The organism is Tomitella biformata AHU 1821 (genome assembly GCF_000524475.1).
GTDB lineage: Bacteria > Actinomycetota > Actinomycetes > Mycobacteriales > Mycobacteriaceae > Tomitella > Tomitella biformata.
In genome coordinates this window covers 33,034-47,145 of the sequence record NZ_BAVQ01000037.1, presented here as the reverse complement: position 1 = coordinate 47,145, position 14,112 = coordinate 33,034, and the positions used below count along the sequence as shown (strand labels likewise).

The window sequence follows — 14,112 nt, the reverse complement described above, 5'->3', positions numbered from 1 at the left end:
CGCCAGCGCCAGGTCAGCGCTCCCCCGCGCTCACGCGCCGGGACCCCCATGTTGGACGGCCACTCCCGCCGCCAGCAGGCCGGCGACCTCCTCCGCGCCGAATGCCATCTCGGCGAGCACCTCCGCGGTGTGCTCGCCTATCCGCGGGCTTGCGCGGTGGATGGCCGGGAGCTGATTGTCGAATTGCACGGGCGCGGCCGGCAGCCGCACCGACGGGTGCTCGGGGTGCTGCATCAGATAGCCGTTCAGCGACACCGCCTCGTCCCCGAGCACCTCCTGGGGCGTGGCGTAGAACGAATAGATGCACTCGTGTTCCCGCAGCGCGCGCTCCACCTCCGCCTTGGTCAAGGCGCCGATCGCCGCTTGGAACGGCTCCCGCAACTCCAACCAGTGCGGACGCCGGGCCGCGGCGTCGGGGTACCGATCGGCGAGGGCAGTCAGGCCGAGCGCGGTGGTGGCAGGCCCCCAATACCGGTCCTCGTTGATCATCATGAGGTTGACGAACCGGTCATCGACGGTGCGGTACGGCATCGTCAGCGGGCTGCGCGGGGCGACGCCCAGCGGCATCTGCTCGCCCGTCATGGACGTGTAGGCCAGATCGGGCCCGAGCGTCCACGTCGCCGCGTTGAGCAGCGAGGTGTCCACGACCATCCCCTTGCCCGTCCGCGCGACCTGCACAAGCGCGGCGCACACCCCCGCGGTGAGATAGGTCCCGGAGGGGATATCGCCGAGCGCCGGCCGCTGCATCGCCGGCTCCACCGCGGCCTTGTCTGTGAGCACATGCGCGACGCTGCCACGCGACCAGTAGGAGACGGCGTCGTAGCCACCCGTCTCCGCGTCCGGGCCGCGTTGCCCCTGCCCATGTCCGCGCGCGATCACCAGCTTCGGGTTGATCGCCAGCAGGTCCGCGGGCTCGGTGGCCAACTTGCGTTGCACCCGCGGCAGCTGATTGGTGATGTACACGTCCGCGGACCTGAGCAGCCGCTCGAACACGGCACGGCCCTCGGGCCCGGTGATATCGAGCGCGATGCCACGCTTGTTCCGATTGAACAGCTCGAACAGGAAGTCGTAGCCGTCCTCCCCCGTCGGCACCATGCCCGCGGCGATCACCTGTCGCATCGGATCACCGCTGGGCCGCTCGATCTTGATCACGTCGGCGCCAAAGTCCGCCAGCGCAGCGCCCGTGGTGGGAACGAAGCCTTGCTCCGCGAGCTCGATGACCCGGATACCCTCTAATGGCAGTGACACGTCACTCGCCCTCTCTACTTATGGTGATGAATCGGCGCCAGGGCCGCGGCAACGCGGCGCCCGCCACGCGAAGTTCTCTCCGGGCGACGGGCGCCATGCTGTTCGAGCGGGGGTTGATCAGCTGGTGGGCATCGCGTACAGCGACGGGTCACCGGCGATCAACTGGTAGTCCGACAAGTTGCCGTCCTTGTCCGACGTCGCGATGATTCCGTCCGAGTTGCAAATGTTCGGCGAGATTGCCATCTGCTCGCCATTGCACTGGAACTTGGCCCCGTTGGCCAGCGGGTAGAGGGTGGGGGGCGCAGACTTGATACCGGCGAGAATCGTCGCCGGCGTCACCTCGGTCAGCCCTGCCGCATTCAGCGCCTGGATCATGCCCAGCATCGGGGAGTAGCCGAATGCCGCGGTGGTGCCGAACTTGGCGCCGTCGCCGTACTTGTCGAGGATCGCCTGGAACAGCTGGGCCTCCTCTGTGTCCTTGGACAAGTTCGACGTGGTGACAACCTGGACGCCCGCATAGCCGCCGGGGATTGACGATGCCGCGGCCGGGTCAAGGCAGCGGTCGATCGCGACGATTTTCGTGTCCGCGGCGACCGTCTTGATGGCCTTGAACGCGCTGGTGCAGAAGCTGTCATTGCCGAACACGTGGAACATGCCCGGCTTGCTCGACGCCGCGGAGGTGATCTGCGGGGTCATGTCCGCGGTGCCTGGGGCAACCGCGGTGACCGATGCCTCGACGCCGGCGTTCTTGTAGAGCTGGACACCGATCTGCCGGGCGGGGCCCTCCGCGCCGGGCACCGCGATCACGACCATGTTCGCGGTCTTCAGCCCCTCGGCCTTGGCCAGCCCCGCCGGCGCTCCAAAGTAGGACAATCCGTTGAACAAGGAGAACACGCCCGGCGTCGTCAATGCCGTCTGCGTGCTGGCGATGCCGACCAGCAGTGGAATGTTGGCCGCCGTCAGCGCCGGGATCGTCTGGTCGACCTCCGCGAGGGCGCCCTGCACCACGGCCGCCACGTTGGCGCTCACCATCTGATTCGAGCAATCTGTCGCGGCCGCCGGGATCTGCCGGGCCTCACAGACCTTCACCTCGATGGGGTGGCCCCCGATGCCGCCGAGGTAGTCGTTCGCGTAGGCCGCCGCCGCCTGCGCGCCCTTGAACTCGTCGGTGTTGTCGAGTGCCTCGCCCTTGCCGTCGCTGATGAAGCCGATGGTGACCGGAGTGCCCGTCGCCTTGTTCGCGGTTCCAAGCGCCGCCTCCGAGGAACCCCCGCCAGCGTTGCCAGATGCGCCGCCAGATGAGGAGTCCGTCGAGGAACTGCAGCTGGCAAGCGCCAACGCGACCGTCACCGCGAGTGGCACTCCGAGGGCGAGACGCCAGCGGCTGGTTGAATTACGCATTTTCTCTCTTTTCTCTAGAGGAGCATTACCTGGTAGAACGACTGATCGCCGGCGGAGTGGGGCCGGCGCACGCCTATGCCAGACGAGGGAAGCGGAGCATCTTTCTGGCATTGAGCTCGACGATCTTGGCCACCTCGTCATCCGGCACGTCCGCCAGCACCTCTGCGGCGCGCTTGCGGCTATTCGGCCAATTCGAGTCGGAATGCGGGAAGTCGCTCTCCAGCATGATGCGATCGATCCCAATCTGGTGACGGTTCTTCACGCCATGCTCATCATCGATGAAGCAGCCCCAGAAGTGCTCTCTGAACAGGTCTGAGGGCTTCGCGTCGAAGTCGATCTTCTGGTACCAGCGGTGGCGTTCCCACACGAAGTCCGAGCGCTCGAGGATGTATGGGATCCAGCCGATGCCACCCTCCGCCAACGAGAACTGCAGATCCGGGAAGCGCTGCAGTGCCCCGGAGAACAGCAAGTCCACCGTGCTCCACATCAAGTTGGTCGAGAACAGCGTGATGGCCACCGCGAACGGGGCTTCGATCTCGGGCATCTGTCCCGGCACCGGCTTGAATGCGGAGAAGGAAAAGCCCGGCACATACGCCCCGGATCCGAAGTGCAGCGAGATCGGCATCTTGGCGTCCGCGCAGACCTGCCACAGCGGATCCCAGTGCCGAGAGTGGAACGACGGCAGGCCCAACGGGACCGGCGCATCGGGGAACGAGATCGTCCGCGAGCCCTTTGCCGCGACCCGCTTCGCCTCGGCCACGCACAGGTCAATGTCCCAGGTGGGCAGGATCGACATCGGGATGTAGCGCGCCGGGTCGGTGGCGCACCACTCATCGATGTGGAAGTCGTTCCACGCCTTGACACATTCGAGCGCGAGCTCCTTGTCGTTGGCCCGGTGGAACATGCCGCCGCCGAAGCCCGGGAACGACGGGAAGCACAGCGCCGCCTCGATGCCGTCCAGATCCATGTCCTTGAGACGCGCGGCCGGGTCATAGCAACCCGGGATCATGTCCTCATACCGGATCGGGTCCATGCCCCACTCCTTCGGATCTTTGCCGGCGACGGCGTTCAAGCCGATTGTCGGGTAGATCCCGCCGTCGTAGGACCACTGGTGGGCGCCATTCACCTCCAAGATCTTCGGGGCGGCGTCCTTCATCCGTGCCGGCACACGGTCCTGCCACACCCGCGGGTGCTCAACAAGATGATCATCAACGGAAACGATCTGGTGATGCTTTTGCAGCGGCACGAATATTCCTTCCGGTTACAGTGACCCACTTCACAGCGAGTGTAGGCACGACCGTCAGATTCCGGAAGGGCAACGACGAAACTTCCCAAATTCCCCCACCTGGGAGAACCCCGTCTGGACCACCTGCTGCGATGGTGCCGCGACGGCGCCCAAGGCACCGTTCCAACCGTCCGACGTCCCGCCATCGACGCTAACTATCTGACGATAATGAATAAAAACTTGACCTCATTGATCATGACTTCGGGATGGGACCCCACCCCCACCCCTTCACAACCTGAGCACTCAATATCGTGAATCTTTCTGCAGGACAGCGTCTTACGCCAACATCTGACCGAGGCGCACGACGAGGATCTAGAGTCCAGCCATGGCGAAGAAGATACGAGTAGGGGTGATCGGAACCGGCTGGGGAAGCTTGGTTCTGACACCAGCGTTCCAATCAGTTCCGGACTATGAGGTGGTCGCGTTGTGCGCGCGGAGGGAGTCGTCCGCCAGAGCCGCGGCGGAGCGCCTGGGGGTCCCCGAGAACACCACGGACTGGCGTGCACTCATTGCCAGAGAGGACATCGATCTGATTGCGGTGTGCACTCCGACGACCCTGCACCACGAACAGACGATGGCCGCGCTCCGAGCCGGCAAGCACGTGCTGTGCGAGAAGCCGCTCGCCCTGGACCCGGACCAAGCGCGTGAGATGTCCGAACTGGCGGAGGAGCGCGGGCTCGTCTGCGGGGTCAACTTCGAGGGCCGTTGGCTGCCCGAGCGGCTGCCGGTGTGGCGGCATGTCCGGGACGGCCGCATCGGCCAGCCCTACCTCGCGCGGGTCGTGACCAACGCCGACTACTGGCATCCCACCAGGGATCTGCAGTCGGAGTGGATGTACGACGAGGCGCAGGGCGGCGGCTACCTCCTGGGCATGGCCTCTCACGACATCGACTTCCTGATCGCGCTATTCGGCCCGCCGTCCGCGGTGTGCGCCGATGTGCGGACCAGCACGCCCACCCGTACCCGCGCGGACGGCTCCACGCTCCAGGTCACCGCGGACGACACCTCGACCCTGTTGATGCGGATGCGCGACGGGACGACCTGCGTGATCAGCACCACCGCCGTCGCGTTGCAGCACGATTCGCGAGTGTTGGAGATATTCGGCAGCGAGGGGTCAATCACGGTGACCGGCAAGGTCCAGGGGGACGCGACGAACACGTCGATCCAATGGAGCCACGCCGACCACCGCGGGCTCGCACCATTGCCTCTTGGGGACCGCGAGCCGCTGGGCGGCCGACCCATCCCCAACCGTCGCGCGGGCGCCGCCATCCGGGCGCTGGCCCTCATGCTCGAGGACTGGCTGCCAGCCTTCGACGGCGAGCCCAGCCCGGTGCCAACCCTGCGCCAGGGCTGGCTGGTCTCCGAGGTCGTCGACGCCGCCCGCCGAAGCTCCGCCGGAGCGGGCTGGGTGAGCCTGCCATGAGGCTTGCCGATCTGATCGAACCTCGGCACACCGCCGTGCTGGTCTCGGAGATGCAGCGGGGAATCGCGGGCGACCTGGTGTCCGAAGAACTCTCTGCCATCTCCACCGCGATGGCCGAGAGCGGGGTCGCCCCCAACCTGGCGCGACTGCTCGCCGGGGCGCGCCAAGCCCACGCGCGGGTGGTCCACGCGACTCTGCAATTTCGTCCAGACCGGGCCGGCGTGCGCATCGTCAGCCCGCTGATGGCGGTCACTATGCGCGACCCCGGACACCTGCTGGCGGGCTCCGCGCAGGCGGAGATCATGCCCGAGATCGGCCCCGAGCCGACCGATATCATCTCCGCTCGCCTGCACGGGATGTCCGCGTTCACCTGCACCGACCTCGATCCGGTTCTGCGCAGCCTCGACATCACGACCGTCATCATCGGCGGAGTCTCCCTCAACGAGGCGATCATCGGCGCCGCGATTGAGGCCGTGAACCGCGGCTATCGTGTGGTGATCCCGCGCGACGCCGCGCTCGGCATGCCTGCCCAATTCGCGGAGGACATGCTCCGGCACGCGTTCTCGCTACTCGGGCGGGTCACCACCACCGACGACATCCTCGGGGTCTGGTCCGCGTCATAGCTGCGGCTATCCGGTCGGCGCCGCATTCCAGTAGTCGCGATTGCCGACGACCTTGCCGTTGCGGAATGTCCCCACCGAAGACCCCCGCAGGCCCACCGGATGCATCACCCATTCTGCGGCGAAGTCCTCGCCGCAGGTCATCGCGGTCACCACCTCGTACGTCGCTCCGGGCACCAGCTTGAGGGCCTTGGCAACGAACTCGCGCGCCTCCGCGGCCCCGGTCACGATGTGCTGTTTCGCCACGTCCTCAAGGACCACCGCGTCATCGAGCCAGGCCGTGATCGCCTCGACGTCCCCGGAGTCCCAGGCGGCGTAGTAGTCCCTGATCCATGAGTTCTCGGTGTGGGTCATTGTTCTGCACCTTTCGTTGTGTGCGATTCGATGTCGGAAGCCTCATTGAGCACCCTGCGAAGGGCGGCCTCGAGGGTTTCGGTGTCGTCGGCGATACGCCCCGCACCACCGGCCGTGGCGAGCGCGGGGTGGACGTTGCCGCCCTCGGCGAGGCCGCGGGTCGCGAGCCAGCCGACGAAGATCAGGTAGGTGGTGACGAACAATTCGCGAGCGGCGCCGTCCGGCACACCGGCCCGGTGCAGGATCCCGAGCGCGGTGCTGGTGAGGCGTTCGGCCGCGGCCGATGGACCTGTTGCGGTGAGCGCCCGCAATCCGGTCCCCGGGTATTGGATGAACGCCCGGTCCATCGCAATCACGAGCGCGACGTACTGGTCTACCGCGGTCGCGCTGGGATCGACTGCGATGTCGATCTTCGCGGCCACCGCCTCGACGACCCGATCGGCGAGGTCGGCGCCGCCCCGCAGGTGGTAGTGGATGGCGGGCGCGGTGACGCCGCATTCCTCGGCGACGGTTCGCACCGTCAGCCGCTCCAGCGAGGTGCGGGCGACGACGCGCAGAGCCGCGTCGAGAACATCCGCCTCGGTCAGCGGCGACGGTTGCGTCCCGCCGCGGTATCGCGCCACGCGCATGCCCCATCCTCGATTCCTGTGACTGCAGGGCTATCGGAAACTCAATCCATTATGTCATAGTAAATGAGATCTCATTATGTCACAGTAAATGGAAATTCGAGAGGAGAACCTCATGGGTTCAGACAGGCCCGACGTCGTCGTCATCGGCGGCGGGGTGGCCGGGTGCGCGCTGGCCGTCCGCCTCGCCGCCGCGGGGTTGGTGGTCACTGTGCTCGAGCGCGAGATCGCCTATCGAGACATCGTCCGAGGCGAGGCCATGGTGCCGTGGGGATACGGCGAGGCGGTGGCCCTCGGGGTCGCCGACGCGATCATGGAGACCGAGGGGGCCTCGGTGATGACCAAGACCGTCCCCTACGACGAATCGCTCAGCGTCGCGGAAGCCCAGGCGCGCCCGACAGACCTCTCCACCTCGGTGCCCGGGGTGGGCGGCGTCATCGGCATCGGCCATCCGGAGTTGCGAGAGTCGCTGGCGACGCTCGCGACCAGGGCCGGCGCCCTCGTGGTGCGGGGCGCGCGGAACGTGATCGTGGAACCGGGGCCGGACCCCGTGGTGCGATACGAGGCTGCGGACGGCGCCCGCACGCTGCGCTGCCGGCTCGTGGTCGGCGCTGACGGAAAGGGCTCCGCGACCCGCGCGGCACTCGGCGTGGCGATGTCCAGCACTAGTGCACGGGTGCGGCTGTCCGGCATGCTCGTCGATGACGGCGGCCTGTGGGAGCGCTCGGAGATGGCGTCGTCTGTGGACGGGCGGAATCAATACATCGTGATTCCGCGGGGCGACAACCGCATGCGGCTCTACGTCGGCCGCAGCGTGAACGACCCTGAACCCCTCAATGGGCGGACGGCGGGGGCCATGCTCCTCGACGCGTATCGAACCCCCATCTTCCCGGGCAACGGCGGCCTCGGGGAATCCACGCCGCTCGGCCCCTGCGGGACCTTCCCGTTGAACGACGCGTGGGTGACGGAGCCCGTCGTGCCCGGCGTGGCACTGATCGGGGACGCGGCGGGGTGGAGCAACCCGATCATCGCGCAGGGGCTGAGCATCGCGCTGCGCGACGCGCGTGTGTTGGCGGACTCGCTGCTCGACACCTCAGTGTGGAATCCGCAAACCCTGGCGGGATACACCCAGGAGCGCGCCGTCCGAATGTCCCGACTTCGATTCGTCAGCGCGCTGGCCGACCTGCTGTCCGGCTTCGGGATGCCGGATCGGGCGGCCCGCAGGGCCCGGATAGGCGGGCTGCTGCGGCAGCGGCCCGAGTTGATCTCCGCGATCAAGGCGATCCATGTGGGCCCGTGGGCCGTGCCCGACGAGTCGTTCGCGCCGGATGCGCTCACCTCGCTCGCGCTTGCCTGACTCGCGTCGCCTCGCCGGGCACACGTCACGGCAGAATCGGCACTGGAGCGGGCATCAACGAAGGCTATGCGGCCATAGAGAGAATTCGTTGGATCTCCGGCCCGTCGGCCTGTGTACTCGAAAGCAGCACCGGCTAATAAAGGAGTCCGCCCATGATCACCCTCACCCCCCTCACCAGCCGAATCGGCTGCGAGGTCAGCGGCGTCGCCATTTCCGGCGATCTCGTCCCCGACGCGGTCGGGGACATCCGCAAGGCCCTCATCGAGCACAAGGTCCTCTTCTTCCGGGACCAGCACCACCTCACGCCCGCTGATCACGTCGCCTTCGGCAAACTCTTCGGCGAGCTGGAGAGCCACCCATTCATTGGCGCACACCCGAACCATCCCGAGCTCGTGGTCCTGAACCGCTCACCCGAGGCAAAGACGGCCCGCTCGCGCAGCCCCTACGGCGAGAACTTCTGGCACTCCGACGTCAGCTGGCGCGCCGAGCCGTCCTTCGGCTCGATCTTGCGTGCGAGGGAGATCCCGCCAGTGGGCGGCGACACCTTGTGGGCGGACATGGAGGCCGCGTTCAACGGCCTAAGCAAAGCTCTGCAGGACGCGGTGCGGCCGCTGCGCGCGGTCCACGACTTCGACAAACCGTTCGGCCCGACGATCGCCCCGGCACAACGCGCGGCAATGGCGGAGAAATTCCCGCCCGTGGAACATCCGGTGGTCCGGACACACCCGGATACGGGGGCGTCGATCCTCTACGTCAACGAGCCGTTCACCTCGCACATCGTGGGGATGGACATCCGTGAGAGCGACGCCCTGCTCGCAATGCTGTACGCCCAGGCGAGCAAGCCCGAGTACCAGTGCCGCCTCAGCTGGCGTCCTGGCACCGTCGCATTCTGGGACAACCGGTCAACCCAGCACTATGCGTGCGACGACATCGGCCAGGGCACCCGCATCATGGAGCGGGCCACCATCGCTGGCGAGCCGACCTACTAAGGCGGGCACCCCGGCCGTCGTCAGCCGTCCTGGCGATCGACCCACACGATGCGCTCCGACAGGAGCCATCGCCCGTGGACGGGCACCAGCACATCCCGGTAGCGTCCCCAGTGGTCCAGCCCGTGGCCTGTGAGCACCGCGAAGTAGGACGCGACCTCGGCTCGGTCCGCGTGGAGCGTGATGTGCGTGCCAGTCACGAAATGCCGCACATAGCGCGTCGAACCCGTCCGCGCGTTGCGCTGGGTCGTGCCGTCGGCGACGAAGGCCGTCAGCATCTCGATGATCGCGGAGCGGCCCTCCGCCCGGTCGATATTGTCGGGCTCTCCCGCGCGGCGGACTTCGAGCACCCCGTCGGGGGTGAACGTCTCGGCCAGCTCCGCGACCCGGCCACGATCGCCGGCATGGTTGTAACTGGCAATTGTGTGCCGGATCGCCTCGCGCGCAAGGAGTTCCGCGATGCCCCCGATCACGATCCGTCCTCCGCGCGCTGGACGACGACCCCCGCCGCCAGCAACGCGGCGACCTCCTCCTCGGTGAAGTCGGCCTCGCCGAGGACCTCCGCCGAATGCTGGCCGAGCCGGGGGCTGCCCCGGTGGATCACGGGCAGCTGATCATCGAATTGCACCGGCGCGGCCGGCAGCAACACCGACTCGTGCTCCGGATGCGACATCATGTAGCCGTTCTCCTGGACCGCGGCATCCCGCAGCATCTCCTGCGGGGTGGCATAGAAGGAGTAGATGCACTGGTGCGCCCGCAGCCGAGAATCCACCTCGGCCATCTCCAGCGCTCCGATCGCCTCCCGGAACGGCATTTGCAGCTCCGTCCAATGCGCCCGTCGAGTGGCCGCGTCGGCGTATTTCTCGGCGATCTCGGTGAGCCCGAAAGCCTGTGTGGCGGCGGGCCAGTACCTTTCCTCATTGATCATCATGAGGCTGACGTAGCGGCCGTCGGCGGTGCGGTAGGGCCGCGCCAACGGGCTGCGCGGCTCGCCACCCAGCCGCATCTGCTTGCCGGTGATCGACGTGTACGCGAGATCCGGTCCAAGCGTCCACGCCGCGGCGTTGAGCAGGGAGGTGTCCACCACCATCCCCTGCCCGGTGCGGGCCACCCGCACCAGCGCCGCGCACACCCCCGCTGCGAGGTAGGTGCCGGAGGGGATGTCGCCCAGCGCGGGTCGCTGGCTGGCGGGCTCCGTCGCGTCCTCGTCGGTGAGCAGGTGCGCGACGCTGCCTCGCGACCAGTAGGAGACGGCATCGTATCCGCCGGCCTCCGCGTCCGGGCCGCGCTGGCCCTGGCCGTGGCCGCGCGCGATCACCAGCTTGGGGTTGATCGCCAGCAGGTCGGCGGGCTCCGTCGAGAACTTGCGCTGCACTCGCGGAAGCTGGTTCGTGAGGTAGACGTCGGCGGTGCCGAGCAGCCGCTCGAAGACGGCCCGGCCCTCCGGGGTGGCGATGTCGAGCGCGATGCCCCGCTTGTTGCGGTTGAACAGCTCGAACAGGAAGTCATAGCCGTCCTCGCTCGTGGGCACCATGCCCGACGCGATGATCTTCCGGCCGGGATCGCCGTCTAGTCGCTCGATCTTGATCACATCGGCGCCGAAATCGGCCAGGGCCGCCCCGGCGGTGGGGACGAAGCCCTGTTCGGCGAGCTCGATCACGCGAATGCCCTGCAGTGGAAGCGCCAACTCAATCGGCCTTTCGTGTTGATGGTGTCGTCGAGACGGCGGACTTGTCCTGTGCGGCAAAGTGCCCGGCCAGATAGCCGGAGACCAGAGCGGGGCCCAGCGTTCCGCCGGCGCCGCCGTACGTCATCCCCATGGAGGAGACCGCGGCGGCGTTTCCCGCCGCGAACAGTCCTTGGATGGGCTGGCCGTCCACATCGAGAACCTGGGCGTGCTCGTCGGTGCGGGGCCCGCCCTTGGTGCCCAACGCGCCGCTGCGAACCCGGACCGCGTAGAACGGCGCGGTGGCGACGGCCCCGAGTGTCGCTGCCGGGCCGTCACCGTAGTCCGGGTCGCCCCACCATTTGTCGACCGCGCTGGTGCCGCGCCCGAAGTCGGGATCGCGGCCATCGGCGGTGTTGGCATTCCAGCGTTCGACCGTCTCCCCCAACGCGTCCGCCGACACCCCGAGCTCAGCGGCCAGCCCGGCCAGGCTCTCGGCCCTCGTGATCCACCCGGGCACCTCGCCGCGACTTCCGGCGAGCCCGTATCGCGTCCAGTACTCGTGGTCGAAGAGGAGCCACGCGCGATTGTTCTCGTAGCGGAAGTGGGTCACGTCCACGGTGTGGAAGGCCGCGCCGAAGGCGTTGTAGTTGACGGCCTCATTCGCGAACCGCCGACCAGCGCCGTTCACCATGATGCTGTGCGGCCTGGTGCGCTCACCGTTGACCAGCCAGGCGGCGACGCTGCCATCCGGCATCGGGACGTCGATGGTGGGCGCCCACCACGCCTCCCGCATATTCCCCAGGCTCACACCGACCCGCATCGCCATTCGCAGGCCATCCCCCGTGTTGGACCGGGGAGAGGCGGGCCGTTCCAACGGGCCACGCAGGAAGGCCGAGACCAGTTCCGGGTCCCATTCGAAGCCGCCCGAGGCGATGACCACGCCGCTGCGCGCGCGCACCTCGACCGGGCCGTCTACTGTCTCGAATCGCACACCGGTCACAGCGTCGCCTTCGGTGAGCAGCGCCATCGCGCGCATGCCCGTGCGCGGGACGATTCCCCGGTCTAGACAGCCCTTGAGCAGCCGGCCGGCCAGCGCCTGGCCCGTGCCGCGCTCGTCCCGGATCTTCCGCTTGGCCAGCTCCTCCGCCGAGATGCCCTCGGGCGCGCCACGCCCCAGCGGAGTCTCCGAGATGGTCATCGCACCGGAGAGCTGCGGCCCCTTCGTCACCTTGGCGGCCCACTCGCCGAGTTCCACGAACGGGAACAACGGGCACTCCATCGAGCGTCCGCCGTCCGGCAAGCCGCCCGGGTTCTCCGGGTGGTAGTCCGGGAATCCGCGCAAGATATCGAAGACCACCGGGGTGTGCTCCGCCATCCAGCTCACCATCGCGGGCCCGTTGTCGAGGAAGGTCGCCAGCGCGGCGTCGTCGATGGCTCCCAACGACAGGGACTCCATGTAGGTCATCGCCTGTTCGCGACTGTCCGCGATACCGGCCTCCCGCATCAGCGGATTGTCGGGAATCCACACCATCCCGCCCGACCACGCCGCCGTGCCCCCGACTAGCTCGGACTTCTCAAACAGGCCAACACGCGCTCCCGCGGCCTGGGCGCGGATCGCCGCGGTCATGCCCGCGGCCCCGCAGCCGAGAACCACGACATCAAATACTTCCATCGAACTCTCCACAGCTGTCCTCGCACTCTCTCGATTCACGTATTGCCTACCTGGCTCTCAGCCGTGGCCGCTGCACCGGACGCCACTCGAGCAGACTGCTCGAACGCCTCCTCGATGGCTCGATGCCGCTCGCGCACCGAGTCGAGCGTGTCCGGGTGGGTCACGATGTAGAGGTCTCCGCGCTCGATGGAGTCGACCACCATCTCGCCGACTGAGGCTGCGTCGAGCGCTCCCGCGGGAATGCTGGCGGCCCCTGTGTTCGGCGCTGGCATGGACTGGTAGACGGCTGGTCGATTCCGCTCGCTCGTCGCGATATTGGTCTTGACCATGGCGGGCACCAGCACCCCCACCCCGACGCGGGCTTGCCGAGCGGCGAGCTCCTGGCTCAGCGTCTCGGTCAGCGCGAGCACCCCGAACTTCGAGGCCGCGTAGGCGGCCAGCCGCGGCGCGGTCCGCACCCCGGCGATCGACGCCGTGTTGACGATGTAGCCACACTCGGACGTCTCCTCGATGAGCGGCAGGAACGTCCGCATACCGTGGATGACCCCCCACAAGTTGACGTCCAAGACCCATCGAAAGTCCTCGGTGGTCAATTCCTCGAAGGGCGCCACCCGCGCAACCCCGGCATTGTTGACCGCGATATCGAGCCGGCCGTGCAGACGCCGGACCTCGTCCGCCAGCCGTTGCAGGTCCGCCTCCTGGGAGACATCGGTGAGGACTCCCACGACGCCTAACACCTCGGCGGCGGCGGCCAGGGCGCCGGGCTCGACATCGGCGATCACCACAACCGCGCCGCGCCGCGTCAAGGACTCGGCGATCGCGTACCCGATGCCGGCTGCGCCGCCGGTCACGACAGCGATCTTGCCCCGCACATCGCCGACGCCGCTCACATCCCCACCTTGCCCGGGAAGCGGGCGTCGGGCGCCGACTCGACGCCGGCATGGCCCAACTTCAGAATCGGGTCGCTGAGCGTGTCCGCCGCGAACGGTGGCCGGGGCGGCCGTGGCAGGTCCTCGCTGACCGCGCCCTTCGCCGCCAGCATCGCCTCCCAGCCGGCCGGGTCTCCGCCGAAGAACTTGCCGCTGCCCATGATCACGCAGTACAGGACCGCGCCCTCCGGGCCTGCCTCCCACGGCCCGAACATGTTCCCCCAGTCGAGCATCATGTGCGTGCCAGCGCCGTATCTGCCGCCGGGACCGATCAGCTCGCCCTCGAGGATCAGGATCGTGTGGTCGCCGTGATGCCCGTGGTGCGGGGCCAGCGCGCCAGGCTCCCACTTGTTGTAGAACACCAGGTATCGCGGTGTGTACTCGACCCACTTCTCCCAGATCGAGGCTGTCCGGCCATCTTCGAAGCGCAATCGCATCGCCTCGAACCATGGCACGTCATCGAGATGCTTGACCCGCGGTCCACCCTGCATTTCTCGCTCCTCCTGCCGAACGCCCAATGTGGGCGCCGAAGCTGCCATCGG

14 protein-coding genes are annotated in these 14,112 nt (G+C 67.7%); 4 read left to right on the top strand and 10 right to left on the bottom strand.

The window, feature by feature from the left end; all coding sequences use genetic code 11:
- Positions 1–30: 30 nt before the first annotated feature.
- The 3 genes from TBIF_RS13370 to TBIF_RS13360 form a co-directional block, all read right to left on the bottom strand.
- The gene (locus TBIF_RS13370; RefSeq protein WP_024795303.1) at positions 31–1,248 is read right to left on the bottom strand and encodes a CaiB/BaiF CoA transferase family protein; all 1,218 of its coding nucleotides are present in this window, start codon (positions 1,246–1,248) and stop codon (positions 31–33) included.
- A gap of 117 nt (positions 1,249–1,365) precedes the next feature.
- Positions 1,366–2,649 carry an ABC transporter substrate-binding protein gene (locus tag TBIF_RS13365; protein ID WP_158506345.1) on the bottom strand — a complete coding sequence of 428 codons (1,284 nt, stop codon included), beginning with the start codon at positions 2,647–2,649 and terminating at the stop codon, positions 1,366–1,368.
- Positions 2,650–2,722: 73 nt separating this feature from the next.
- On the bottom strand, positions 2,723–3,895 hold the full coding sequence (locus tag TBIF_RS13360) for an amidohydrolase family protein (RefSeq protein WP_024795301.1): 1,173 nt from the start codon (positions 3,893–3,895) through the stop codon (positions 2,723–2,725).
- Between the two features lie 364 nt (positions 3,896–4,259).
- On the opposite strand from TBIF_RS13360, the gene TBIF_RS13355 reads away from it, so the two are divergent.
- Positions 4,260–5,357, top strand: a complete 1,098-nt coding sequence (locus tag TBIF_RS13355; RefSeq protein WP_024795300.1) for a Gfo/Idh/MocA family protein — start codon at positions 4,260–4,262, stop codon at positions 5,355–5,357.
- The gene (locus tag TBIF_RS13350) at positions 5,354–5,980 is read left to right on the top strand and encodes a cysteine hydrolase family protein (protein WP_024795299.1); all 627 of its coding nucleotides are present in this window, start codon (positions 5,354–5,356) and stop codon (positions 5,978–5,980) included. Before TBIF_RS13355 ends, TBIF_RS13350 begins: the two co-directional genes overlap by 4 nt.
- A 6-nt stretch (positions 5,981–5,986) precedes the next feature.
- Here TBIF_RS13350 and TBIF_RS13345 read toward each other — a convergent pair whose 3' ends face one another.
- Both TBIF_RS13345 and TBIF_RS13340 read right to left on the bottom strand, forming a co-directional pair.
- Positions 5,987–6,331 carry a nuclear transport factor 2 family protein gene (locus tag TBIF_RS13345; RefSeq protein WP_024795298.1) on the bottom strand — a complete coding sequence of 115 codons (345 nt, stop codon included), beginning with the start codon at positions 6,329–6,331 and terminating at the stop codon, positions 5,987–5,989.
- Entirely contained in the window at positions 6,328–6,960 is a 633-nt protein-coding gene (locus tag TBIF_RS13340) for a TetR/AcrR family transcriptional regulator (protein WP_207165164.1), read from the bottom strand. Before TBIF_RS13340 ends, TBIF_RS13345 begins: the two co-directional genes overlap by 4 nt.
- A 112-nt stretch (positions 6,961–7,072) precedes the next feature.
- Here TBIF_RS13340 and TBIF_RS13335 point away from each other — a divergent pair, with 112 nt between their 5' ends.
- Both TBIF_RS13335 and TBIF_RS13330 read left to right on the top strand, forming a co-directional pair.
- Positions 7,073–8,314 (top strand): FAD-dependent oxidoreductase, encoded by a 1,242-nt coding sequence (locus TBIF_RS13335; protein WP_038171103.1) that lies wholly within the window; start codon positions 7,073–7,075, stop codon positions 8,312–8,314.
- A gap of 152 nt (positions 8,315–8,466) precedes the next feature.
- Positions 8,467–9,303: a TauD/TfdA dioxygenase family protein gene (locus tag TBIF_RS13330; RefSeq protein WP_024795295.1), complete on the top strand. Its 837-nt coding sequence runs from the start codon at positions 8,467–8,469 to the stop codon at positions 9,301–9,303.
- Between the two features lie 20 nt (positions 9,304–9,323).
- Here the strand turns inward: TBIF_RS13330 and TBIF_RS13325 are convergent, their stop codons facing one another.
- The 5 genes from TBIF_RS13325 to TBIF_RS26280 are packed head-to-tail and all read right to left on the bottom strand — an operon-like array spanning position 9,324 to position 14,061.
- Positions 9,324–9,773 carry a nuclear transport factor 2 family protein gene (locus TBIF_RS13325; RefSeq protein WP_051461528.1) on the bottom strand — a complete coding sequence of 150 codons (450 nt, stop codon included), beginning with the start codon at positions 9,771–9,773 and terminating at the stop codon, positions 9,324–9,326.
- Positions 9,770–10,987 carry a CaiB/BaiF CoA transferase family protein gene (locus TBIF_RS13320; protein WP_024795293.1) on the bottom strand — a complete coding sequence of 406 codons (1,218 nt, stop codon included), beginning with the start codon at positions 10,985–10,987 and terminating at the stop codon, positions 9,770–9,772. The genes TBIF_RS13325 and TBIF_RS13320 overlap by 4 nt, the downstream gene beginning before the upstream one ends.
- 1 nt (position 10,988) lies before the next feature.
- Positions 10,989–12,641, bottom strand: coding sequence for an FAD-dependent oxidoreductase (locus tag TBIF_RS13315; RefSeq protein ID WP_148302261.1), 1,653 nt, complete (start codon positions 12,639–12,641; stop codon positions 10,989–10,991).
- Between the two features lie 35 nt (positions 12,642–12,676).
- Positions 12,677–13,531: an SDR family NAD(P)-dependent oxidoreductase gene (locus tag TBIF_RS13310; RefSeq protein ID WP_024795291.1), complete on the bottom strand. Its 855-nt coding sequence runs from the start codon at positions 13,529–13,531 to the stop codon at positions 12,677–12,679.
- A complete protein-coding gene (locus tag TBIF_RS26280; RefSeq protein WP_024795290.1) occupies positions 13,528–14,061 on the bottom strand; it encodes a cupin domain-containing protein in 534 nt (177 codons plus the stop codon). Before TBIF_RS26280 ends, TBIF_RS13310 begins: the two co-directional genes overlap by 4 nt.
- Between the last annotated feature and the right edge of the window lie 51 nt (positions 14,062–14,112).